Raw genomic sequence first — 22034 nt, 5'->3', positions numbered from 1 at the left:
CACATGAATATTGCTGTCAAAGAACTTGATGCCTTGATGCCTTGATGGCGCTGACAGCAAAAGAATATGGTGCCAAGTCAAGAATAGTGGTTTGGATTGTGTACTTTGTATCTGAAGTCTGAGAGAATCGGTCGGTTTTTGGGCAAGCTTTTCACCATTATTTCAAAGGCGTTTTACATGGCAACAGCTAGCGATATCCAAAACCTTTACATCGCTTATTTCAACCGGCCCGCAGATGTGGCGGGTCTGGCTTACTGGCAGACGGTGCCATCTTCTCTTTTGCAGATTGCACAAAGCTTCTCCCAGCAACTGGAATATGCCAGTGCTTTTGCCGGCTATACGACAAAGCAGACTGTCAACACACTTTATGGCAACCTGTTTAACCACGTTGCTGATTCTGCCGGTCTGGATTACTGGACTGGCCAGATTGATAGTGGTGCAGTCAGTATAGGTGCGGCAGCGATTGCGATATTGGGTGGCGCAACAGGAGCGGATCAAGTGACAGTGCAGGCAAAAAATACTGCTGCGACAGCGTTCACGGCTTCTTTGGCGAGCAATGCACAAGCCCAGATGCTGTATAACCCTGTCAATGGTTCATTTGCTTATGCCAAGACGTGGCTTGGTGCTGTTCTCGACGCTTCGACTGGTGCAGCGGCGGCTGGCGGATTGGCTACAGCCATCAACAACTATAAAGCGACAGGCGGGGACACGGTCACTCTCGGCAGTGGCGCGCAGACAGTCAATTTCTACAATACCAGTGGCAATGAAGTTGTCGTGACTGGTGGAATCAATCAATCGGTGAACCAGGTGACACAGACTACCGGTAGTCTGACAGTCAATACTTCCCATGCCAATACATTGGGATTAACTGTGAATGCAGCCAATGCTACAGGAGGTGCAAACATCACGTTCAGCGATGCAGGCAAGGCCAGCTTAACTGCTGCAACTCTAAGTGGGGTAAGTGCCATCAATCTGTTTGCAGCCCAGGGCGAGGTGTTGACTTTAAGTCCGACCGCCACTCTGGCGATCAATCAGGCTGCTGCAGCTGCAACAATCAATGCAATGACTGCACAAACCGTAACCGTGAACCAGGCTTCAACCTCGGATATTACGCTGGGCGGCACTGGCAACTACATCGTTTCTGGCGGTACGACTGGATCAATTACAGCCAATGGCAACGCTGGTTCCTTGAAAGTGATTGATACAGGCAATAGTCATGTCATTACCAGCTCTGTTTCAACCACGATTGATGCCAAGAGTGGTACCGTGGCTGGCGGTTATCACAGTGATACCCTGATCGGTACGGGCAACTTCACTGTGACAGGTGTCGGGTTTCAGAATATGAATGTGTTTGATGGCGGAGTGAAAGGCTCAGTCAATATCGTGACGACAGGTTCCAATCTGTCTTCTTACGTAGAGGGAAGTAAAGGCACTGGGGCGGTGACAGTTACATTGGGTGGGACTGGCATGTGCAACATTCACACGGAATCGAGTCATCTTACGACGATCAATGCGGTCAAGGATGTTAACAATTTTGTGAGTGCGGGCGGGAGTGGTGCGGTTACCTATAATGCGGCGGCAAGCGGCAATACTCTGTTTTTGAGCGGATCAACAGGTGCCATCAATATTAATTTGTCTGCCACAGGTAACGGGGCCGATAGTCTCAACTTGAATATCGGCGGTGATGCGAGACTGGGAGCTATCGCCACCTCTCTGACAACGATCGCCAACTTCAAGACTTCTGGTGCTGACAAGATCTATTGGGGGATTGCGGCCACATCGTTGGGGGCGATCAATATAGGTTCATCGGATTTCGCCGCCCTGGCGACCAATATCCAGTCTGGCGCCGGTACTTTGACAAATGGTGATGGCAAAGCCTTCATTGTGAATGTAGGCAGTGGAACAGCAGCGGGTACCTATTTGTATGAACATGTCAATCAGTCAGCTGCAGTGACTGGCATAGACCTGATCGTCAAGCTGGTTGGTGCTGGTGCGATCAACGCAAGTGATATCCTGGGACGTCTTGGTTGATTTTGTTTTATTATCGGCATTTTGAATTTTGGCAGTTGGCATCACAAGAGCCAACTGCCTGTTCCGGGCGATGTAAATACGATCGTGACCACATTTATTAATGACTATGGTGTGCTCATTGTAAATACAGATTGTCACACACCCCACAAACGCCGCGCCTCTTCCGCAATCACATCTGGAAACTCCTCCTGAAAAAACAGCTTGCCTTCCGGCACGCGGCGTATGCCGCGTGACTGAGGGAATAGCCGGTCAAGGTAGTCTGCGTCGGCCTGTGCAAATATCGTGTCACTGCCACCCCATACTATCCTGACGGGGATGTTGCTGTGCTTGAGTTGCGCTTCCATGCCTGCCAGCGGGTTGGGTTCCAGGGCCAGGTGGAAGGCGTGGTATTGCTGGCGGCGCAATGGTGAACTGACCAGCGGGGTGACGTAGTACTCTATGGTTTCATCAGCGAAGCCTGCCGGGTTGTGGAACACTGCCTTGCCAAAGGTGGCGCGGGCCATGGCTTTGTCGGTCAGCCACTTGGCGGTTTCATCGGCCAGGGTGCCGGCGCGCGCCATGTCGAGGACGGGCTGGATAGTTGCCGGCGGGCTGTCTGGTTCGACATCGCAGTTACTGAGCAACATGCTGCGTACGCGTGATGGGTGGCGCACGGCAAACAGTTGCGCCACTGCGCCGCCGCTGTCGCTGGCGATGATGTTCACTTTTCCAACTTTCAGATGGTCAAGCAGGCTGACCAGCATCGTCAACTGGGCATCGGCTGTCAGTGATTGCTGCTCTGGCACTTGCGTATAACCGAGGCCCATGAAGTCAGGTGCGATGCAGCGGCGGTAGGGCGACAGCCTGTCTATTGCGCCGCGCCATTGAAAGCTGTTGAGTGGTGCGCCATGCAAGAACAGGGCAGCATCACCATGGCCACGGTCTACGTATGCGATCTTGCCAATGGACAGGTCGGCAAAGCGGCGCATGGCGCGAAATGCTGCGGCATCTGTTGCCTGCATGGCCAGTGCTGGCGTTGCCCACATCGTAGCGACACTGCTGGCTATGGCAGCAGGGGTGATTTGCAAAAAAAGCCGTCTTTTCATTTCAGTCTCCAGTTGTGATTGGCAAGTGGTTTAATGTTAAGGACTTCTTTTTGCCACGGCGCGCACAAACAGCCGATCCTGAGCACAGACGGATGATTTACGCTACATTAATGTTTCTCCTGGTATGCATACTTAGAGGGCGCGATGACCAGACCTGCATGCTATCCCCATCCATCGGTGGCGCTGCTCAACAGTGCTGGCAGCCATGATCTGCCGCTGCTTGATGTGCTGACTTCCCCTGTCCCTCTGGGTCTGTTCGACTCCCCTGTTGATGCACGCCATGTGCTTTGCCTGCATCTGGGCGACCCTGTGCCCGTGTCTTATCGCGCTGGCTCTTATGAACGCCAGGGCGTGCGCCTGCATGGCCAGTTCTGTGTGGTGCCTGGTGGGTCCAGCACACGCTGGACGCTGACCCAGCCTGCCACCTCCCTGCTGCTGCGACTGTCGCCGCAAATCCTCAGTGAAACTGCTGAATCCATGAACCTGGGCAGGCACAATGCCCAACTGGCACCCGCCATCCATATACGTGATCCGCAGATAGAGCGCATAGGCTGGATGATGCAGGCCGAGGATCACGATGCTTATCCCGGCGGCCGGATTTTTGCCGACAGCCTGGCAGTCGCCCTGGCCGCCCGCCTGTTTGCCTTGCAGTCACGCAAACCGGTCGCAGACTCTGTGCCCAGCCGCAGCCTGCCAACCTGGCGGCTACGCCACGTCATTGATTATGTAGAGGCGCATCTGGACAGTGACCTGACCCTGGCCGAACTTGCCGCCGTGGCAGGCTTTAGCCTGTCGCATTTCAAATCACTGTTCAGGCAGGCGATGGGCATGCCGGTACATCGCTATGTACTGGAGCGACGTCTGGAGCGCGCCCGTCTGCTCTTGCTGGAAGGGCGGCAGAGCATGACAGACATCGCGCTGGAAACCGGCTTCGCCCACCCCAGCCATCTGGCCCGCAGCATGCGCCGTGTGCTGGGTGTGAGTCCGGCGCAAATTCGCGGAATGGCGAATCATGAATAGTTTAAGACGATTGCTGTTCTTGAGTGACAAATCTTGAACCAGCTTGTCCCGGTATTTGCGAAAGGAATTTTCGATGAAGTATCTTTTTGTTGTCTTGGCCTTCCTGATTTCACTAAACGGGTTTGCCGGAGAATCACTCCCTATCGTTAAAAAATTGGTGGACGGGTCTCCTTGGGTGTTCACCACCAAGTACGAAAATACGGTGATGCAATTCCGCTTGACTGCGGAGGGCGAATTCCAGAGACAGAGCCAGGACGGAGAGTGGAAAAAAGTGACTCTGACGGAGGACGGACGCATTGTCTGGCAAACAGTCAAGGGGCACCAGATTGACATCAGGCTCAATGAAACGGGTGAGCCGGTCGCAACACATTCAAAACATGCCTCGACTTTTAAATCTCAACATAAAGATCCGTAGCAACCATTTCTGATTACCTTTGTACATAAGTAGCAAGATGCTGACAGGCGATCAGGTATTCTTTTGAAACTCAGAGGTGATTTGCCTGAACTGAAGGCTGACTGGCTGGACGTTGATAAAACGCCAGCTTGAATTGGAAGAAGGTGGGTGAAGAGTAGCAGTCGCGGATTGGCTGGTTTGGAAAAATTATTTTACCAAGCCAGCCAATGCAATTCGTCAGGTTTATTCATCCTTTGCAAAGGATGAATTTTCACATATCAACCTATGCCATGTGCCTGCTGATCGGCATGGTAGCTGGAACGCACCATTGCGCCAACGGCGGCATGAGCGAAGCCCATTTTGTAGGCTTCTTCTTCATACATCTTGAAGACATCAGGGTGGACATAGCGGCGTACCGGCAGGTGGTGGCCACTTGGTGCAAGATATTGGCCTATGGTCAGCATGTCGACATTGTGGGCGCGCATGTCGCGCATGACTTGCAGGACTTCTTCATCGGTTTCACCCAGGCCGACCATGATGCCGGATTTGGTCGGGGTGTCGGGGTGCTGTTCCTTGAAGCGTTTCAACAGGCTCAGCGAATATTCATAGTCGGAACCGGGGCGTGCCTCTTTGTACAGGCGCGGTGCGGTTTCAAGATTGTGGTTCATCACATCTGGCGGGGCCATGTTCAAGATTTCCAGCGCACGGTCCATGCGGCCACGGAAATCCGGTGTCAGGATTTCTATGCGTGTCATCGGTGACAGTTCGCGGATTTTGCTGATGCATTCGGCAAAGTGGGCAGCGCCGCCGTCACGCAGGTCATCACGGTCTACCGAGGTGATGACGACATAGCTTAATCTGAGGGCGGCGATGGTCTTGGCCAGGTTCAGCGGTTCATCAACATCAAGCGGGTCAGGGCGGCCATGGCCGACGTCGCAGAACGGGCAGCGGCGGGTGCATTTGTCACCCATGATCATGAAGGTGGCAGTACCCTTGCCAAAGCATTCACCGATATTGGGGCAGGATGCTTCTTCGCAGACGGTCACCAGTTTGTTGGCACGCAGTATGTCCTTGATTTCATAGAAGCGCGTGGTGGGAGAGCCTGCCTTGACACGTATCCAGTCGGGCTTGGGCAATCTTTCCATCGGTACGATCTTGATCGGGATGCGTGCGGTCTTGCTGGCGCCCTTTTGTTTTTCAGTGGGATCGTAGTTGGCGTTGGCGACGGGTGTGTTTTCGGTAGTCATGGTATGAAGCGATGTCGAAAAATCAGGAAGCAGTCAAAAGTTCTTGTAAATGCTGTGCGAGTGCGTTCTGGACTTGGGCCAGCGGCACGGTCACGCCCAGGGTTTTCATGTCCACCGTGGCAAGCCCGGCATAGCCGCAGGGGTTAATCCATGAAAATGGTGTCAAATCCATATCTACATTCAGTGATACGCCGTGATAGGTGCAGCCGTTGCCGCGTACTTTCAGGCCCAGGGCGGCGATCTTGGCGCCTTGCCACTGGCCTTCGCTGACATAAATGCCGGGCGCACCTTCTTTGCGTTCACCAGCCAGATTATACGCTGCCAGGGTGTTGATGACCGCCTGTTCTATCTTGTTGACAAATTCGCGTGCAAACAAACGTGCTTTGGGGTGGCTGCGGCGCAAGTCCATCAGCAGGTAAATCACGACCTGGCCAGGCCCATGGTAGGTGACTTCGCCGCCACGGTCAGTTTGTACCACAGGGATGTCATGGGCGGCCAGCACATGGGACTGGTCGGCGCCCAAGCCCAGGGTATACACAGGCGGGTGTTCGACTATCCAGAATTCATTCTCGGTATGCTCTGTGCGGGCGTCGGTAAACGCGCGCATGGCATCGAAAGTGTGCTGGTAAGGCTCGATGCCGCGATGGATGATACGGGCTGTCACAGGTGGCGAGATGGCTGCTTGCATAGACCGCTAGTGTAACATTTTGCGGCCGCAAGGTCTGTGCCTGTGCTGTTTTCTTATGAAAAGAGCATGATCTGGCACAGGCTGAAGCTCGACACGTCCCTGAGCTTAAATTTTTAGCAGCAAAGTTTTTTCCACTCTGGCTTTGCCACCGACCATCAGACTGGGTATGTTGCCATTGTGTATCGACAGTTCCACCTTGATCAGGCTGGGCGAGGCTGGTTCCATCAAGTCCCCCTGTTCGATTTGCAGTACAGGGCCAGCCATATTGAATTCTTTGTGCAAGAGACAAGCCAGCGGACCAGCGGCTGTGCCGGTGGCGGATTCTTCGCCTATGCCATAGCGCGGGGCGAACATGCGTGTGCTGGCGGCGCTGGCAGCGTCCTGTACATCGAGGGTGAAGGGGTAGAAGCCCACCAGGTCGAGCTCTTCGCTGATGTTGCCGATTTCTTCATGATCGGGCCGGATATTGGCCAGACAATCTCGACCCTTGACGGGGATGGCCAGAAAGGCATTACCGGTGTTGACGATGGTTGGCAGCTTGTCGCGTATCAGGTCATGCTCGGTCAGGCCCATACTGTACAAAATACGGGCATGCAGGACGGCCTGTTCGCTGTCTTCACCAGAAATGACCTGGTAGCGTGGGGCGTTTTGCTGCATGAAGGCCATGTCATCCTTGATCAGTATGTCGCGGTTGCCGTCTATGGTCTGCTTGCTGCACAGGCCCTGACTGACCTTGCCCAGTTCGCGCAGCAATGAAAATGTGGCGACCGTGGCATGACCGCAGTGGGCGATCTGGCGATTGGGGGTGAAAAATTCCAGTTTATAGGTGGCGCAGTCAGAGTTGGATACAAAGGCTGTTTCTGACAGGCCGACAGCGCGGGCAATGTGTAGTTTTTGCTGGGTACTGTAGAGATCGGCATTCAAGACGACGCCTGCCGGGTTGCCACCATCGTTTTTGTGTGTGAAAGCGTGAACGATGTGGACTTCTATAGACGGCTCCATGTCCATTCCATGATGTTGAGGGAAGGGACATTATAGGACGACAGCCTGTCAGCTTGCCAGTCGGATTTTAGAGGTGGTGCATGGCTGTGGCAGCAGATGTTGCCGCAGGTAAAAATAGTTGAGATGATTTCAAAACGACTGCTTCTGTTCGCCAATTACCATGGGCCGTTGCCCCCGCTGACCGGGTCTTAGAACCTGTTTACGATCTTACTGCGCGTGCGTGATCGAGGCTCATGTGCTGCTCAACATGCTCATGTACTACAGTACATTCCGCTTTTTGCGCTGCTCTTTTGTTACCCTTACTCCGCTGACGCTCGCTCGCTACAGATCGTAAACAGGTTCTTACAGCGCCAATATCTGCTCTGTCGTCCTGACTTCACAAAACTCATGATTCAGGCTGGCCAGGTGGACACGGTGTATGTCTTCCGCCAGCATCCATTCGCCGTGGACATCGGCACGGTCAAAAGTAGCGCAGGCGTCTGAGGCAACGATAACATTGAATCCAAGGTTGCCAGCCATGCGGGTAGTGGTGGAAACACAATGATCGGTCGTCAGGCCGGCAATGACCACGTCCTTGATGCCCTTGACGTGCAGGTAGGCTTCCAGCTCGGTACCGATGAAGGCGCTGTTGACCTTTTTGGTAAAGATGGTTTCACCGGAGACCGGGCGTGTCAGCGGTTTGAATTCATAGCCTGGCTGGCCCAATCGCAGAGGCGATGCCGACTCCTGCGACTGGTGGCGCACATGGATGACAGGTCTTTCATGCTCACGCCAGTGCTGCAACAGGCTCGCCATGTATTGCTCGGCCGCCGGGTTATTCCTGTGGCCCCACTTGGGGTGGTCAAAACCCAGTTGTACGTCGATCAATATCAGGGCGGTTTGTGCCATTTGCGAAGCCTGTGTCGTGGAGCTGTTCATCTGTATCCCTGTTCCTGATAGTCTGGCTGATGCGTCAGGCGAGCGCCTGGCCCAGTTTGTTTGCCAGTTTTTGCAAAAGACCTGTATGTACCGGCACCTGGTTTTTCAGGCTGATGATGCTCGATACAGCGGACAATTCGATCAGGCTGGCCTGGTTTTCGGTCTCAATCACGACGGAACGGTTTGCCGGGATGACAACAGATTCACCGGCAGCCAGCCAGTGATCATCGATCTGGCCTTCAATGGTCAGCCAGATACGGCCACAGGCCACGGCCACTTTACGGGCCTGTTCGGCTGTGCCAGAAAGAGTTTCTCCAGCTGCAATCATGTATGATGAGTTTGCGAAATTATTTGTCATTTCTATGCTCCTGGGTTTGCTGCTTACTTTACCTGCCTGATTACTCATTTTTCAAAGACTTGCCAAGGCAGGCTTTGATTTTGCAGGTAAAATAAACTTTGTTGCACTGCGATGTAAGGATTGTAGTCGCATGTTTTCAGTAAGTGAAACGAGTAATATTTGAATGCTTTGCTAAAATAATTCACATGCCATGGATTTTCGACGACTCCCCAATCTGGCGGCGCTGAGGGCTTTTGAGGCAGCAGCACGTCATCAAAATTTCTCTCGGGCAGCAGAAGAAATTCATCTGACCCATGGCGCCATCAGCCATCAGGTAAGGGCTCTGGAAGAAGAGCTGGGGGTAGCCTTGTTCATCCGGCATGGCAAGCGGATTACGATTACGGCTGATGGCGAACAGTTTGCCGCCAAGATACGGCAGGCTTTGCAGGAACTGAGCGACGCCGCAGACATGTTGAAGAGTCGTAACCAGCAAAAACGCCTGGGTATTACTGCCTTGCCATCATTTGCGGCACGCTGGCTGTCGCCTCGTCTGGGGCGCTTTATCGAGCATTACCCGGATCTGGAAGTCAGTTTGCAGTCGAGCAGTCACCTGACCGATTACAACCGGGAATCCATCGACATAGGCATACGCTTTGGTCTGGGTAATTACCCGGGCATGGTCAGCGAATTATTGATGGGTGATTATTATTATCCTGTGGCCAGTCCCAATTTCCACGACGGTCATTTACCGCAGACACCGGCAGAGCTGGCCAGCATGCAGTTGCTGCGCTGTGATGGTGAACCCTGGGAACCCTGGTTCCGAGCTGCCGGTCTTGATAATGAAGAACCGGGCAGTGGCCTGATATTCCAGGATTCATCGATGCTGGCGCGTGCTGCTGTCGACGGGCAGGGAATTGCACTGGGCCGTCATATCATCGTGCAGCCGGACATCAAGGCAGGTCTGCTGAAAAGACTGTTTGATATAGACATACCCTGCGAAGTGGCCTATTACCTGGTATATCCGCCAGAAGCCCTGCTCAGACCGCAGGTCAAGGCTTTCAGGGAATGGCTACTGGAAGAAATCGCGGAAGAAAGAAAGCAGATGCTCTAAAGCACGAAGATGGTGTGCCTGCATGTCTGGTCATGTAACAAGCAGACAGGCAGGCCAGAAAATCAAAGAACCACTTTCACCATCGGGTGGGACGACAGTGCACGATACAGGTTATCCAGTTGTTCACGACTGGTGGCGCGCACGGTCACGGTAACAGACAGGTAAGTGCCTTTGCTGGACGGGCGCATCTCTGCCTTGCCGGCATGAAAAGTCGGGTCATGTTCAATCACCAGTTCCACCATGGTCTGGGCAAATTCATCATGCATGGCACCCATGATCTTGATGGGGAAGTCGCTCGGATATTCAATCAGGCTTTCTTCCGGGGGGATGGGTCTCATTTCCATAGTGATTCCAAATCTCGGTTAATTTCAATACCAGTATATGGGGCCTGGCCCCGACTTTCCAATATTAAAGTAGATGCACATTCCACTGATGACAGAATGGCAGGCATCAGGCATGGAAAGCATGCAATGCCGACAAGGGAATATGCAGGGATTCTGTTTTTGCCATTTCTTCCAGTAAAAAATCGACCGTAGCCTTGATGCGTGGTGCGACCAGGGCACGATGTGGATATTGCAATACCATCTGTCGGTTGCCTGCAGCATGTTCCGAACCCAGCACGATCTTGAGTCGCTTTTCGTGCAGATAACGCGAGGCATGGTGGACGCCAACCTGGGCGATGCCCATGCCCAGCAACGCCGCTTCCACTGCAGCTTCCGGTGCCGATACGATCAGGGCCGGGTCGCGTGGTTGCGGGCTGTTGACCGCGCCTTGCGCATGTTTAAGACTCCAGCTTGTCATCTTGCCATTCAGGAAGCGTACGGCGATCAGCCTGTGTTTGTCGAGATCATCGATGGTTTTTGGTATGCCATGGCGCTCCAGGTAGGCAGGCGCCGCCACCAGCGCCATATGCAGAGTGCATATGGTGCGCGATACCACGCTGGAATCTTCTATCATGCCGCCGCGCAGGGCCAGGTCATAACCGTCCCGCACCAGGTCGATGCGGTGATCATCAAAATCTATCGCCAGTTGCAGACCGGGATGACGCTCCTGCAACTTCGGCAGTAATGGCAGCAGGTAATGCATGCCAAAGGCATTGCCGGTCGATATCCTGACCGGGCCAACGACTTCACCATGCTGCCTGGTGACGCTTTCGACTGCGTGATCCAGTGCGTCTATGGCAATTCGTGCTTTTTCCAGAAAGGACTGACCTTCAGGTGTCAGTTGCAGCGAGCGGGTGCTGCGGTTCATCAGGCGCACGCCCAGGGCTTTTTCCAGGCTGGCGACATTCTTGCTGACGGCTGCTGCTGATATTTGCAGGGAACGTGCCGCCGCGGCAAAGCTGCCATGATCGGCAGCTTGTATAAAAGACAGCATGGCGGGTACACGTTGGGAGACGTCAAGTTTCATATTCGTAACCTGAAGTTGTGATTGAAAATAAGAATAGCTGGCTTATCAGCATTAATCAATGCGGTCACAATCACTCCCATCAACACACACATAGGAGAAATCAAATGCAGACAACTTCAAAAACAGTAGCAGTTCTGGGTAACGGCATGGTTGGCGTGACGATTGCAAAGGGTTTTGCCAGCCTGGGTTATCAAGTGATCTTTGGCACCCGCAACCCCGACAGTGACAAAAGCAGGGAAGCACTGGCGGCTGTGCCCGCCGCACGTGCCAGCAGTTATGACTATGCTGCCAGGGCAGCAGACCTGGTTTTTGTGGCATTGCCTTGGGCAGGTTTGCAAGAAGGACTGGAGCTGGCAGGCCCTGCCAATCTTGCAGGAAAAACTGTCATTGATGCTGTCAATCCACTGCTGGATTTTGAAACAGGTTCACCCAGGCTGGCAGTAGGCTTCAGTGATTCTGCGGGCGAGCTGGTGCAAAGGTTGTTGCCACAAGCGCGGGTGGTCAAGGCTTTGAACAGCATCACTGTCGGTCACATGATCCAGCCCAAATTGCCAGATGGTCAGCCTGACATGTTTATCGCCGGTAATGACAAGGAGGCCAAGCAAGAGGTTGCCGCCATCCTGAAGGGGTTTGGCTGGCGTTCAGCGATAGATATGGGCGATATTACCGCCAGCCGCCTGCTTGAGCCTCTGGCGATGTTGTGGATCAGTTATGCCATCCAGCGTCAGCACTGGACCCACGGTTTCAGTCTGCTGGGGCAGGCAACCGCACAGCCTGCATAAAACCGGCATGGTTGCTGTAGTGAATTCTGTTTGTCAGGAATGCCTTCATGCAGTAATTGCATGAAGGCATTTTTTTATGCTGCCTTGGCTTGTTGATAGGCAGCGTACAGCTTGTGGTAAACCGCACCGGGTTTGCCATCGCCTATGCTCTTACCGTCAAGCTTGACGACAGCCAGCACTTCCTTGGTGGCAGAGGACAACATGACTTCATCGGCGGCAAAAACTTCTTCGCGTGTGATGCGACGGGCTTGCAGAGGTATATTGTTGGCGGCACACAGCTCTTCTATCAGGCCGTAGCGTATGCCTTCGAGGATGAGATTGTCCTTGGGTGGCCCCATCAGTACGCCGTCCTTGACTATCCACACATTCGATGCTGATGCCTCGGTCAGGTAACCATCACGGAACTGTATGCTCTCAGTCGCATCATGTTCGGCGGCATTTTGCGCCGCCAGGATATTGCCCAGCAGGGAGATCGACTTGATCTCACAGCGCAGCCAGCGCTTGTCTTCCATGGTTACGCAGGCCACGCCGTTTTCACGTGCTGCAGCGCTGGGCAGGACAATGGGGTTGGTCATGATGAAAACAGTTGGTGTCACATCCTTGGGAAAGGCATGGGCGCGTCTGGCAACACCACGCGTGACTTGCAGGTAGACCATCTGGTCATCGGCTTCATGGGCTGCCATGACCTTGTCGATCAGGCCCAGCCATTCTTCTTTGCTATGCGGATTGGTAATACTTATCGATGCCAGGCTACGGAACAGGCGGGCCAGATGCTGGTCGGCGCGGAACATCTTGCGTCCGTAAATAGGGATGACTTCGTAAATGCCGTCACCAAAAATGAAACCACGGTCGAGAACCGGGATTTTGGCTTCGGACAGGGGCGTCATTTCGCCATTCAGGTAAACCAGGGGATCATTCATGATGTGTGTACATGCCGAGTCGAAAAAGGCATTTTCACACAGAAAGACAGGCTGGTTGATGCAAATAACGCATACCAGCATAACCTCTATTAATGGACAATGAACGGATGCGCTGCCCGCAGGCGGCAGCGCATCATCAGGAAGGGGCTTGCTTATTTGAACATCAGGCGTATCGAATCCCAGGCGCGACCAAAGATGCTGGCCTGGTTGACCTGCTCCAGCGCGATGACCGGGAATTCAGCTACCGCTTTGCCATCGAGCATCATCTTGACTGTACCGACCTTGCTGTTCAAGGCAACCGGCGCCACCAGCGGGTCTTTGCGTTCCAGCGCCGGTTTCAGCTTGGCCGCAGCGCCTTTGGGCAGGGTCACATACAGTTCACGGTCAAAACCGATCTTGACCTGTGCCTGTGTGCCTTTCCAGACTTCCGGCGTGGCGATTGCCTGGCCCTTGTCATACAGCTTCAGGGTGTCAAAGTTCAGGTAGCCCCAGTTGAGCAATTTCAGGCTTTCCTGCGCACGGACCTGATCACTTTCGGCGCCGATCACGACTGAGATCAGGCGACGCTGTCCTGTGCCATTAGGGCGATTCGCTGTCGAGATCAGGCTATAGCCGGCGCTTGAAGTGTGGCCGGTTTTCATGCCGTCCACACTGGGGTCCAGCCACAGCAGGCGGTTGCGGTTGGGCTGGGTGATCTTGTTATAGGTGTAACTCTTGGTGGAGTAATAGGTTTTGAAAAAGTCAGGATGATCAGCAATCAACCGTGCAGCCAGTGTCGCCAGGTCCTGGGCGGTGGAATAATTGTCCTTGCTGGGCAGGCCATGTGCATTGGCAAAACGGGTGTTTTTCAAACCCATACGTTCGGCTTCACGATTCATCTGCACGACAAAGGCGTCTTCACTGCCGGCCACAGCTTCGGCCAGGGCGACGGCGGCATCATTGCCGGACTGAACGATCAGGCCGTAAAGCAGCTCATTGATGGTGACCGGCTTGTTCGGCTCGATGAACATCTTGGAACTGCTGCCGTCCACCTTCCAGGCGCGGGTCGATACATTGATGCTCTGGTTGAGATCGAGTTTCTTGTCCCTGAGGGCAGAGAACACCATATAGGCAGTCAGGATCTTGGTCAGCGAGGCCGGTTCTATGCTCATCGTTGGTTCCTGAGCAGCGATCACCTGGTTACTGGTGGCATCGAGCAAGAGCCAGGATTTGGAGGCAATCGTAGGCGCAGGCAGACTTTGTGCAACCGCAGCTGACATGGTCAGCAGCGAGACTGCAAGGGTAGCGAGGAATTTTTTCATTGGGGGCGAGTAAAACAAAGTGTGACAAAAAAGCTAAGGAATTGGAAGCGACAGCATCAGGCCTTATCCCACATGCTGATGATTATTTGCTTGATATGATGCAGGCGACGGTGGAAGAAATGATCTGCGCCAGGGATAACAGTGACGGGTATGTCCTGTGGGCGCAACCATTCGAACACGGCGCTCAATGGTATGGTGTCATCAAGCTCACCATGGATCAGGATGGTATTGGCCGGTATCGCCGGCATGTCCCATTTGCCGGCAGCGGCACCGACCAGCACCAGGCGTTCCACTGCCACAGCCTGTTCCTTCAGGCGTTGTTGCAGCCGGGCCTGGACAAAGCTGCCAAAGGAAAAACCGCTCAATGCCAGAGGCAGATCGGGGTAACGTTGACGCATGGCCTTGAGCAGGACTTCCATGTCATCCGTTTCGCCGATACCGGTGTCGTAACTGCCTTCAGATTGGCCGACACCGCGAAAATTCATGCGTACTGCAACATAACCAAGTGCGGTAAACGTACGCGCCAGGGTTTGCGCGACCTTGTTATCCATGGTGCCGCCATACAGCGGATGAGGATGAGCCACCAGGGCCAGCCCGCGTGGGCTGGGGATACTGTCGGGATCGGGCAGATCCAGCGCGCATTGCAGGTTTCCTGCTGTGCCCTGAATCAGAAAATGTTCGGTCTGCGCATTCATGCCGTTACACCTTCAGGCGTTCGACGATGCCACCGCCTATCAGGTCCACGTCAATTATTTCATCAATATCGGACTGGTCGACAAAGGTATACCAGGTGCCTTGCGGGTAGACCACCAGTACAGGCCCTTCTTCACAACGATCCAGGCAACCGGCTTTGTTGATGCGTATCTTGCCATGGCCATTCATGTCCAGCTGTTTGATGCGACGCTTGGCGTGTTCCTGGGCGGCTTGCGCACCACGGTCCGCGCAACAGGGGCGACCATCTTCACGGTGATTCAGGCAAAAAAAGACATGCTTTTGATAATAGAGTGCTTCAGACATAAGGTTTCCAGCTGGCGATTATTTAACCACATTGCGTTGCCACGTGCGAGGTAGCTACATTAAGCAGCCATAGAATGAGGACTGCTGAAGCTCGCTATGATACTGCAATTCTTCAGGGGGCTGTCGCTTGTTGATGGGCGGGCCGGGTTTTGCGCAGCAGGGCCCAGATGGCCAGATAGGGCCAGAAGATGGACAGGAACTGGGCAGCGCCATTGAAGTTCAGGAATTTGCCTTGCACCCAGGTCTGCATGGTGGCTGCAAAATACGGATTGTCAGACACCAGGTTGATAACCACCAGTGAAATGCCAAGCAGTAACAGGGCCAGGCGTCTTTGCGCGACAGAGGGCGCAAATGAAAAACCATACACCATGATCAGGCTGATCAGCAGGCCGCCACGCGCACCTGGCGTTAGCCAGGCAAATGCATATTCAGGCTTGAACAACAGCGCGCTGGCCAGGGCCTTGACTGTCAGGGCGGCAATGAGCAGCAGGCCCGTTAGCGCCGTTTTGGGGGCGTGGCGGTTCAGCAGGCTCAGACATAGCAGCAGAGCGCCGGTGCAGCTACAGGCAGTGATGATGGTCTCTGACAATAAATATTCCTCTGCGCTGGGTTCAAAACCTTGCAGTATCAGGGTGACCAGGTCAATGTCCAAGCCCATCAGCTCACTCAGGGTTTGCGAAATCAGTGGCAATAGCTGCCCCAGGCCAAACAGATAGGCTTGCGGGTAAATCTGCGCCATGATCCACAAGCCCAGCACCAGGATTTCGCGGCTCGATTCCTTATGTGTCCATTGCTTGCGTAACAGTTGCAGACGGCCTTTTTCAAGTATCAGCGGAGTGAGCAAGGCCCCGAGTATGGCACCGGTGATGGCGCCCGACGTATTGGTGAGAAAATCAAGTAAAGAGGTCACCCGGCTGGGCAGCAATATCTGGACGATCTCTGCCGTGGCCGAGATAAATGCTCCGCTGATGCTGGCCAGCAATGCAGCACGCCAGCGGGTAATATGGGGATAAAGCGCAAACACCACCAGGATGCCGTAAGGGATGTAACCGATCACGTTGACGGCGGCATCAAAGCCCGACCAGTAGCGCGGCCATTGCCGTATCACATCGGGCAAGGTTGCCCAGCTGTTAAATTGCCAGCCGGTGAAAGGAAACCAGCTGGCGTAAAAGATCAGGAACACATAGGCAACCAGGCTCGCCCTGGCAAAGGGCGAGCTGCGCATGGTGCTGACAGCGTCAGCGTTGGTGGCTGCTTGCATGATGTGTCTGTCAGTACATCTCTTACTTCAATGGCAATGTTGCCAGCCAGGTTTGCATGTCGGCGATGATTGCGTCTGCGGCTTCTCGCATGGCTCTTGCGCCGCCAGGCGCATCGGGGCTGGTTGCAACAATTTTTTGCTCAAAGTTTTTCTGGGCAATCAGTTTGTTGGCCTTGATCAGGTTGGCGCGCAGATTGAGCTGGGCATGGCTTTGGCTGGCCGAACTGAAAATCTGGGAAAACTCATCTAACTCTATATGCAGGCTGGGTAAATTGCCGGCACCATCACCGCGCGTCAGGATATTGTGGCCCCTGGCAGCCAGGCTGGCTTTCAATCTTTGCGTCAGCATCTGCGCCGGTGACATGCTCCATTTATGGATGGAATAGGCTTTCAGCGCCTGTACATTGTCATATTGCAGGCGGTAGAGCATGGCATTGCTGTCGAGTGAAACTGGGGCAGTGATCTCTGTCAGGTTCAGTTGCAGCTTGCTTTGACTGTTTGTCTCTATGGCGTTTGCCGGTAACGGGCCGAAATCATAGTGTTGTTGCTGTACTACCGGGGTGCTGTTGCATGCCGACAGGGCGGCAAGGAAAAACAGCATCATGCCTGTCTTTATCAGTCCGCGAAAAAATGCAGGATATGTCATGGAGTTTCCTTTATCTGGGAGCGACAAAACCTGGTTCGCCCGGTCCTGGCGTACCAGCAGCAGGGCCGAACAACAGGCTCTGCGGCCTTTCTTTTAATGAATCAGACAGGCGGTTGAATGAGCGCAGGCTGGTTTTTGCTTCACCGGTGACGCTTTGGACTTGAGGCAGCGTATCCAGTATCAGGCTGTTGCTCACATTGTCCATGGCCAGATTGAAGCGCGCCAACGGGCCGTCAGGTGCCTGGAGGCTGGTGGTTAGCTGATTCAGGTTATTGCTCAACTTGCTGGCATCAGCAGACAGATGACGCACTTCAGCCAGGGTGGACTTTGCCTGATCTGCCAGTCCCGGCAAACGGGCGATGGTGGGTTCAAGTTTCTTTGGCAGGGCTTCCCATGCGGCAGACGCCTTGCCAAAATTTTCTATGGTGGTCATCAGTTTTTTCTGGTTTGCCGGGTCCAGCATGGTGTTGAGGCGTTTGGTCAATTCCTCGGTTTGCACCAGGATGGCCTGACCACGCTGTTCCAGGTTTTGCAACATGCCCGGACGCAGGGGTATTCTTGGAATTGCACCTGAATCGCCAGTGCTTGCTGTCAGCAACTGCTTTGACGAACCATCGTCATCAAGCTGTACAAAGGCAATGCCCGTGACGCCCTGATAGCCAAGTGTTGCGTAGGTTGAGCTGGTCACCGGTGTATCGGGAATGATTTCCAGGCGTAAAATGATCTGGCCCGGTACATTGTCATCGAAATCAATATCCGTGACATTGCCGACTTTGATACCCTTGTAACGCACCGCTGCTTGTAGGTTGAGTCCGGAAACCGCCATTTTCGTGACGACTTCATAAGGGACGCGTTTGATCTTGTCACGCCCCAGCCAGATGGCCAGGACGGTTGCCAGTATCAGCAATGCGATGGTAAAGAAACCAGCCATCAGTGCATGAGATCTGTTTTCCATAGCTTATATTTCCTGCGGCGGTTGAGGTGACAGTACTTCCATGGCCCGCAGACCGCGACCTCCAAGAAAGAAACTGTCGATAAATGGATGATGGTAGGCCACGACCTCGTGCGGCGTACCGATCTTGACCACACGTTTTTCTGCCAGCACGGCAATCCGCGTGGACAGGGCAAACAGGCTGTCAAGATCATGCGTCACCATGATGACGGTCAGCTTCAACTGTTGATGCAAGGATAAGATCAGTTCAACGAAGCTGTCAGAGCGGTCCGGGTCCAGGCCGGCTGTCGGTTCATCAAGGAACAATAATTCAGGATCGAGTGCGAGTGCACGTGCGAGCGCAATGCGTTTGATCATGCCGCCCGACAAATCAGATGGCATCTTGCGCGCATGTTCAAAGGCGATGTCGACCATGTGCAGCTTCAGGTAAACCAGATCATTGATCAGGTCTTCTGACAGCGTGCCCAGTTCGCGCATGGGTTGGGCAACATTATCAAATACGCTCAGTGCCGAATACAGTGCACCATGCTGGAACAGCATGCCCGAGCGCTTGCGCAGGTAATCAAGATGTCGTGCCTGCGGGTCATGCAAGTCTTCGCCAAACACCTTGATGCGGCCGCGTGATGGTGTTTCCAGTCCCAGCATCTGCCGCATCAGTACAGTCTTGCCTGAGCCCGAACCGCCAACAATCGAGAGTATCTCGCCCCGTCTGACATCAAGCTGCAACTGGTCATGCACCACGGCCCGCCCGAACTGGGTGCGCAAGTCGCGGATTTCTATGATGTTTTCGCTGGTCATCAATAACCTGCCTTGCTGAAGATGATGGCAAATATGGCATCAGCGATGATGACTACCGTAATGGCAACGACGACGGAGCTGGTTGTGCCGCGACCCAGGCTCTCGGTATTGGGCTCTATGCGCAAGCCATAATGGCAGGCTATCAGGGCGATCAGTATGCCAAAGGTGACACCCTTGCCCAGGCCTATCCAGTAATTGATCAGTGGCACGGCATCAGGCAGTTTGTAGACAAAGAATTCCGGCGTCATGCCCAGCAGGGCCTGTGCAGAAATCATGCCACCGATTAGTGCCATGATATCGGTCCAGATAACCAGCAAGGGCATGGCCAGCGCCAGCGCCAGCACCTTGGGCATGATCAGGCGAAAACCATGTGGTATGCCCATCACGCGCATGGCATCAAGCTCTTCAGTTACGCGCATGACACCAAGCTGCGCCGTGATGGCCGACCCTGAACGGCCAGCCACCAGTATGGCTGCCAGCATCGGACCCAGTTCGCGAATGATACTCATGCCCAGGATATTGACAATATACAAATCGCCACCAAAAGTGCGTAATTGCTGGGCTGACAGATAAGACAGCACGATACCTATCAGGATGCCAACCAGGGCTGTGATGCCCAGTGCCTGTGCACCGGTGTGATACACATTGGCTGACAATTCTTTCCACGGTGCTTTGAGCGGATGACGGGCAAAGCGCCCCAGGTCCAGCACCAGTTGACCAAGCAGGGCACTGAAACTGTAAAGATGATTAAACAGTCCCAGCATTTGCGCACCGAGTTGCATGGTACGTGTCAACCGGGGCTTGGCCGGACGGGGTATGACGATGTGACTGACTTCTTCCAGGCGGTTAAACAATCCTTCATGAGCTGACTGGATTACCACGTTTTTAGGCCTTTGCTTGCCCCAGGCCCGCCACAGCATTTGTGCGCCTATGTGATCCATTGTAGTGACCTGCGTCAAATCCCAGTGCAGTTCTGCCTGCCCGGCAGCTTGTGTCAGCAAATTGCTGATTTCATGCATGGTGGCAGTTCGGGACAATGCATGCACCAGCCAGGCACCGGCGACGATGGCGGTGGGCTGTTGCTGGTGGGTGAACGTCAGGGTGGGCGCAATCTCGTGAGGCATGCTGCAAGTGTAAGTGAGAAAGTGCCTTTACTGCAATGAATGGCGCCTGGTACTGTGACTTAATCCTTGTCGGCTATTTTTCCTGTACCAAAGGTGTTTTCTTGTCCATGATTTCACGGCAATCTCCTTTGATCGTGGAATTGTCATAATTGGTCCAGCCGTAGCTGTCCACATAACGGGTATGCGGCTTCAATTGCTTGCTCAGTATGCTCCATTCCAGTTTTTCGTCAGGGTAGCGGATATTGGCCATATCAAGCAAACTGTGGAACACATTCTCCGTTGACAACTTGGCGTTCTTGTGCAGACGCATTTGCACCACCTTGTCGGGGAACTGTTCCTGATAGGCGTCGGAATACCACATGAAGGCCGGGATATGGAATTCAAACTGGGTATTGTGACCATGGAAGGCCAGGTTGCAACTGCCGTCATACAGCGTCTGCCCATGGTCGGAGATATAGAACAGGGAGGTGATTTGCGGGCTGGCTTTTAATTTCTGTATGACTTCAGACAGCATCCAGTCCGTGTATAAAATGGAATTGTCATAACTGTTGTTCAGTGCCTGCTTGTTCTTCAGGTCGGTATAGGCAGGATTGACGATGCCATATAAAGATGGCTTCCACTGATCGAAGGATTGCGGGTGACGGTGACTGTAGTTCCAGTGATTGCCCAGGGTGTGCAAAACGATCAGCTTCTTCGGCGCAGCATCGCGCATGGCATTGGTCATGGGCTCCAGCAAAACCTGATCCAGGTTGGAACTATTGGTAAAACCACCAAGATTGAGGAACTGGGTGACGTCAGCCTCTTTGGCAAAAACCGAAGTAGGTGTGTCGAATTGCCCAAAGCTCATTTGGTTCGATAGCCAGTAAGTCTTGAAACCGGCTTCCTTATAGGCAGTCAGGAAGGACTTTTCTGAAAAACCGGCTTTCAGGCTTTGTGCCGCCGGTTTGCGCGAAACGATGATGGGTACCGACAGGCGGGTGGCAGATACTGCTGTCACGACATCGCTGAAACTGATCAGGTTGCTCTCTTGCTTGAGCAGGGGATTGGTGTCTCGCTCGTAACCGTTGAGGCTCCAGCGGTCAAAGCGCGAAGATTCACCGATGACCATGACGATGGTTTGCGGTAATTCGGGGTTGCCGTCCAGATGAGCCTGGAAGCGGAAGGCGCGGCTTTTTTCTGACAATTTTGCCAGATAGTCGCGCTCCTTCCAGAAATCGTTTGCTCGCAAAGCCAGGCCAAAGGGCCAGCTGCGCATATAAGTTTCTTCGTCATACGGGATTTCGGCCCAGTAGGGTAACTCTGGTAACTGCGCACGCAAGCTCTTGCCCCAGCGTGCCAGGGTTCCTTCGGTCGCACTGACAGACGCTGAAGTGGCCGTCGATGCACTGGATTCGTTATCGTCTTCATCCTCTTCTTCGGACGCAGCAGCGCTGGTCGAGCCGCTGCCGGAATTGCTGCTGGTTTTGGTCGAGGCTGAGGCCGGTTTTTTTGCTATACCTACTTCCTGACCATACGCCCAGGTGGCGATGCCAACGGCAAACAGAGCCAGCACCAGCCAGCGTGATTTATGGCTCCAGTGCCAGTAACCATGTTCGCGGGCGATACGCAACAGGCTCCACCACCAGGCTGTTACGGTAATCACCAGCAATAGTAGCAACCATACTTTGTTGCCAAGAAACTCGATTGCCTCCTTGGGGCTGGTTTCCAGCATGATGCCCAGGTGGTGGGTTGAAATGCCCTGGCCAAAATACAGGCGCAGGTAAACCTCGACAGGGACGGCAAAAAAAGCCGGCAGCAAGAGATAGTGAAACCAGCGTGGCCTTTGCAGCAAAGCCCAGAAGCCCAGCCACGAAAGCACTTCCATGGCCAGCACATGCCAGGGCTTTTCCACAGGCTGGCCTTGCAGCAACGGAAAAAACGGCAAACTGGAAATCAGCAGGTAGCTGACCAGAAAATACAATGAGGCGGGGCGAAACAGAACGGGCATTAT

23 protein-coding genes are annotated in these 22034 nt (G+C 53.8%); 5 read left to right on the top strand and 18 right to left on the bottom strand.

Annotated features, from left to right (window positions below; all coding sequences use genetic code 11):
- Nucleotides 1-177 precede the first annotated feature (177 nt).
- The gene (locus tag LZ463_RS01185; protein WP_241453014.1) at nucleotides 178-2031 is read left to right on the top strand and encodes a beta strand repeat-containing protein; all 1854 of its coding nucleotides are present in this window, start codon (nucleotides 178-180) and stop codon (nucleotides 2029-2031) included.
- 134 nt (nucleotides 2032-2165) lie between these two features.
- Here the strand turns inward: LZ463_RS01185 and LZ463_RS01180 are convergent, their stop codons facing one another.
- Nucleotides 2166-3116: an alpha/beta fold hydrolase gene (locus tag LZ463_RS01180; RefSeq protein ID WP_241453012.1), complete on the bottom strand. Its 951-nt coding sequence runs from the start codon at nucleotides 3114-3116 to the stop codon at nucleotides 2166-2168.
- A gap of 144 nt (nucleotides 3117-3260) precedes the next feature.
- Here LZ463_RS01180 and LZ463_RS01175 point away from each other — a divergent pair, with 144 nt between their 5' ends.
- Nucleotides 3261-4136 carry an AraC family transcriptional regulator gene (locus LZ463_RS01175; RefSeq protein ID WP_241453010.1) on the top strand — a complete coding sequence of 292 codons (876 nt, stop codon included), beginning with the start codon at nucleotides 3261-3263 and terminating at the stop codon, nucleotides 4134-4136.
- A 73-nt stretch (nucleotides 4137-4209) separates the two neighbouring features.
- Nucleotides 4210-4551: a lipocalin/fatty acid-binding family protein gene (locus LZ463_RS01170; RefSeq protein WP_241453008.1), complete on the top strand. Its 342-nt coding sequence runs from the start codon at nucleotides 4210-4212 to the stop codon at nucleotides 4549-4551.
- 257 nt (nucleotides 4552-4808) lie between these two features.
- On the opposite strand, the gene lipA is transcribed toward LZ463_RS01170, so the two are convergent.
- The 5 genes from lipA to LZ463_RS01145 form a co-directional block, all read right to left on the bottom strand.
- Nucleotides 4809-5777, bottom strand: a complete 969-nt coding sequence (gene lipA, locus LZ463_RS01165; protein ID WP_241453006.1) for a lipoyl synthase — start codon at nucleotides 5775-5777, stop codon at nucleotides 4809-4811.
- 22 nt (nucleotides 5778-5799) lie between these two features.
- Nucleotides 5800-6465, bottom strand: a complete 666-nt coding sequence (lipB, locus tag LZ463_RS01160) for a lipoyl(octanoyl) transferase LipB (protein ID WP_241453004.1) — start codon at nucleotides 6463-6465, stop codon at nucleotides 5800-5802.
- 105 nt (nucleotides 6466-6570) lie between these two features.
- Complete coding sequence (locus LZ463_RS01155; RefSeq protein ID WP_241453002.1) at nucleotides 6571-7467, bottom strand: PhzF family phenazine biosynthesis protein; 897 nt, start codon at nucleotides 7465-7467, stop codon at nucleotides 6571-6573.
- Between the two features lie 342 nt (nucleotides 7468-7809).
- Nucleotides 7810-8385: a cysteine hydrolase family protein gene (locus tag LZ463_RS01150; protein ID WP_241453000.1), complete on the bottom strand. Its 576-nt coding sequence runs from the start codon at nucleotides 8383-8385 to the stop codon at nucleotides 7810-7812.
- Nucleotides 8386-8419: 34 nt separating this feature from the next.
- Nucleotides 8420-8743, bottom strand: coding sequence for a DUF2917 domain-containing protein (locus LZ463_RS01145; RefSeq protein ID WP_241452997.1), 324 nt, complete (start codon nucleotides 8741-8743; stop codon nucleotides 8420-8422).
- A 190-nt stretch (nucleotides 8744-8933) separates the two neighbouring features.
- On the opposite strand from LZ463_RS01145, the gene gcvA reads away from it, so the two are divergent.
- Nucleotides 8934-9833: a transcriptional regulator GcvA gene (gene gcvA, locus LZ463_RS01140; protein ID WP_241452995.1), complete on the top strand. Its 900-nt coding sequence runs from the start codon at nucleotides 8934-8936 to the stop codon at nucleotides 9831-9833.
- Nucleotides 9834-9895: 62 nt separating this feature from the next.
- Here the strand turns inward: gcvA and LZ463_RS01135 are convergent, their stop codons facing one another.
- Both LZ463_RS01135 and LZ463_RS01130 read right to left on the bottom strand, forming a co-directional pair.
- Complete coding sequence (locus tag LZ463_RS01135) at nucleotides 9896-10177, bottom strand: HP0495 family protein (RefSeq protein WP_241452990.1); 282 nt, start codon at nucleotides 10175-10177, stop codon at nucleotides 9896-9898.
- Nucleotides 10178-10283: 106 nt separating this feature from the next.
- Nucleotides 10284-11243, bottom strand: a complete 960-nt coding sequence (locus LZ463_RS01130; RefSeq protein ID WP_241452988.1) for a LysR family transcriptional regulator — start codon at nucleotides 11241-11243, stop codon at nucleotides 10284-10286.
- Nucleotides 11244-11260: 17 nt separating this feature from the next.
- Between LZ463_RS01130 and LZ463_RS01125 the strand changes: the two genes are divergently transcribed.
- Nucleotides 11261-12025, top strand: coding sequence for an NADPH-dependent F420 reductase (locus LZ463_RS01125; RefSeq protein ID WP_347176233.1), 765 nt, complete (start codon nucleotides 11261-11263; stop codon nucleotides 12023-12025).
- Nucleotides 12026-12099: 74 nt separating this feature from the next.
- Here the strand turns inward: LZ463_RS01125 and LZ463_RS01120 are convergent, their stop codons facing one another.
- The 10 genes from LZ463_RS01120 to LZ463_RS01075 all read right to left on the bottom strand — a co-directional run bounded on the left by LZ463_RS01120 (nucleotide 12100) and on the right by LZ463_RS01075 (nucleotide 22031).
- Nucleotides 12100-12945: a D-amino acid aminotransferase gene (locus LZ463_RS01120; RefSeq protein WP_241452984.1), complete on the bottom strand. Its 846-nt coding sequence runs from the start codon at nucleotides 12943-12945 to the stop codon at nucleotides 12100-12102.
- Between the two features lie 152 nt (nucleotides 12946-13097).
- Nucleotides 13098-14246, bottom strand: a complete 1149-nt coding sequence (locus LZ463_RS01115) for a D-alanyl-D-alanine carboxypeptidase family protein (protein ID WP_241452982.1) — start codon at nucleotides 14244-14246, stop codon at nucleotides 13098-13100.
- A 56-nt stretch (nucleotides 14247-14302) separates the two neighbouring features.
- On the bottom strand, nucleotides 14303-14941 hold the full coding sequence (locus tag LZ463_RS01110) for an alpha/beta hydrolase (RefSeq protein WP_241452980.1): 639 nt from the start codon (nucleotides 14939-14941) through the stop codon (nucleotides 14303-14305).
- 4 nt (nucleotides 14942-14945) lie between these two features.
- Entirely contained in the window at nucleotides 14946-15263 is a 318-nt protein-coding gene (locus LZ463_RS01105; protein ID WP_241452979.1) for a (2Fe-2S) ferredoxin domain-containing protein, read from the bottom strand.
- A gap of 112 nt (nucleotides 15264-15375) precedes the next feature.
- Complete coding sequence (locus LZ463_RS01100; protein WP_241452977.1) at nucleotides 15376-16524, bottom strand: VanZ family protein; 1149 nt, start codon at nucleotides 16522-16524, stop codon at nucleotides 15376-15378.
- Between the two features lie 22 nt (nucleotides 16525-16546).
- The gene (locus tag LZ463_RS01095) at nucleotides 16547-17170 is read right to left on the bottom strand and encodes an ABC-type transport auxiliary lipoprotein family protein (RefSeq protein WP_241452974.1); all 624 of its coding nucleotides are present in this window, start codon (nucleotides 17168-17170) and stop codon (nucleotides 16547-16549) included.
- A 10-nt stretch (nucleotides 17171-17180) separates the two neighbouring features.
- Nucleotides 17181-18125: an MlaD family protein gene (locus LZ463_RS01090; RefSeq protein WP_241452968.1), complete on the bottom strand. Its 945-nt coding sequence runs from the start codon at nucleotides 18123-18125 to the stop codon at nucleotides 17181-17183.
- A gap of 3 nt (nucleotides 18126-18128) precedes the next feature.
- Complete coding sequence (locus tag LZ463_RS01085; RefSeq protein ID WP_241452965.1) at nucleotides 18129-18920, bottom strand: ABC transporter ATP-binding protein; 792 nt, start codon at nucleotides 18918-18920, stop codon at nucleotides 18129-18131.
- Complete coding sequence (locus LZ463_RS01080) at nucleotides 18920-20044, bottom strand: MlaE family ABC transporter permease (protein ID WP_241452960.1); 1125 nt, start codon at nucleotides 20042-20044, stop codon at nucleotides 18920-18922. The genes LZ463_RS01085 and LZ463_RS01080 overlap by 1 nt, the downstream gene beginning before the upstream one ends.
- Nucleotides 20045-20117: 73 nt before the next feature.
- Nucleotides 20118-22031 carry a phosphoethanolamine transferase gene (locus LZ463_RS01075; RefSeq protein WP_241452959.1) on the bottom strand — a complete coding sequence of 638 codons (1914 nt, stop codon included), beginning with the start codon at nucleotides 22029-22031 and terminating at the stop codon, nucleotides 20118-20120.
- Nucleotides 22032-22034: the final 3 nt, after the last annotated feature.

The sequence above is a fragment of the Undibacterium paludis genome, from assembly GCF_022568815.1.
Classification (GTDB): domain Bacteria; phylum Pseudomonadota; class Gammaproteobacteria; order Burkholderiales; family Burkholderiaceae_D; genus Undibacterium.
The sequence above is the reverse complement of the archived record's forward strand: the minus strand, read 5'-3'. Positions and strand labels throughout refer to the sequence as shown.

What these genes read in the sequence shown, in the direction of transcription:
- LZ463_RS01075 (WP_241452959.1), bottom strand. Translation starts at nt 22,031, where the DNA reads ATGCCCGTTCTGTTTCGCCCCGCCTCATTGTATTTTCTGGTCAGCTAC.
- LZ463_RS01105 (WP_241452979.1), bottom strand. Translation starts at nt 15,263, where the DNA reads ATGTCTGAAGCACTCTATTATCAAAAGCATGTCTTTTTTTGCCTGAAT.
- LZ463_RS01080 (WP_241452960.1), bottom strand. Translation starts at nt 20,044, where the DNA reads ATGCCTCACGAGATTGCGCCCACCCTGACGTTCACCCACCAGCAACAG.
- LZ463_RS01115 (WP_241452982.1), bottom strand. Translation starts at nt 14,246, where the DNA reads ATGAAAAAATTCCTCGCTACCCTTGCAGTCTCGCTGCTGACCATGTCA.
- LZ463_RS01155 (WP_241453002.1), bottom strand. Translation starts at nt 7,467, where the DNA reads ATGGAGCCGTCTATAGAAGTCCACATCGTTCACGCTTTCACACACAAA.
- lipA (WP_241453006.1), bottom strand. Translation starts at nt 5,777, where the DNA reads ATGACTACCGAAAACACACCCGTCGCCAACGCCAACTACGATCCCACT.
- LZ463_RS01175 (WP_241453010.1), top strand. Translation starts at nt 3,261, where the DNA reads ATGACCAGACCTGCATGCTATCCCCATCCATCGGTGGCGCTGCTCAAC.
- LZ463_RS01150 (WP_241453000.1), bottom strand. Translation starts at nt 8,385, where the DNA reads ATGAACAGCTCCACGACACAGGCTTCGCAAATGGCACAAACCGCCCTG.
- LZ463_RS01090 (WP_241452968.1), bottom strand. Translation starts at nt 18,125, where the DNA reads ATGGAAAACAGATCTCATGCACTGATGGCTGGTTTCTTTACCATCGCA.
- LZ463_RS01185 (WP_241453014.1), top strand. Translation starts at nt 178, where the DNA reads ATGGCAACAGCTAGCGATATCCAAAACCTTTACATCGCTTATTTCAAC.
- LZ463_RS01135 (WP_241452990.1), bottom strand. Translation starts at nt 10,177, where the DNA reads ATGGAAATGAGACCCATCCCCCCGGAAGAAAGCCTGATTGAATATCCG.
- LZ463_RS01085 (WP_241452965.1), bottom strand. Translation starts at nt 18,920, where the DNA reads ATGACCAGCGAAAACATCATAGAAATCCGCGACTTGCGCACCCAGTTC.
- gcvA (WP_241452995.1), top strand. Translation starts at nt 8,934, where the DNA reads ATGGATTTTCGACGACTCCCCAATCTGGCGGCGCTGAGGGCTTTTGAG.
- LZ463_RS01180 (WP_241453012.1), bottom strand. Translation starts at nt 3,116, where the DNA reads ATGAAAAGACGGCTTTTTTTGCAAATCACCCCTGCTGCCATAGCCAGC.
- LZ463_RS01120 (WP_241452984.1), bottom strand. Translation starts at nt 12,945, where the DNA reads ATGAATGATCCCCTGGTTTACCTGAATGGCGAAATGACGCCCCTGTCC.
- LZ463_RS01095 (WP_241452974.1), bottom strand. Translation starts at nt 17,170, where the DNA reads ATGACATATCCTGCATTTTTTCGCGGACTGATAAAGACAGGCATGATG.
- LZ463_RS01100 (WP_241452977.1), bottom strand. Translation starts at nt 16,524, where the DNA reads ATGCAAGCAGCCACCAACGCTGACGCTGTCAGCACCATGCGCAGCTCG.
- LZ463_RS01145 (WP_241452997.1), bottom strand. Translation starts at nt 8,743, where the DNA reads ATGACAAATAATTTCGCAAACTCATCATACATGATTGCAGCTGGAGAA.
- LZ463_RS01130 (WP_241452988.1), bottom strand. Translation starts at nt 11,243, where the DNA reads ATGAAACTTGACGTCTCCCAACGTGTACCCGCCATGCTGTCTTTTATA.
- LZ463_RS01110 (WP_241452980.1), bottom strand. Translation starts at nt 14,941, where the DNA reads ATGAATGCGCAGACCGAACATTTTCTGATTCAGGGCACAGCAGGAAAC.
- LZ463_RS01170 (WP_241453008.1), top strand. Translation starts at nt 4,210, where the DNA reads ATGAAGTATCTTTTTGTTGTCTTGGCCTTCCTGATTTCACTAAACGGG.
- lipB (WP_241453004.1), bottom strand. Translation starts at nt 6,465, where the DNA reads ATGCAAGCAGCCATCTCGCCACCTGTGACAGCCCGTATCATCCATCGC.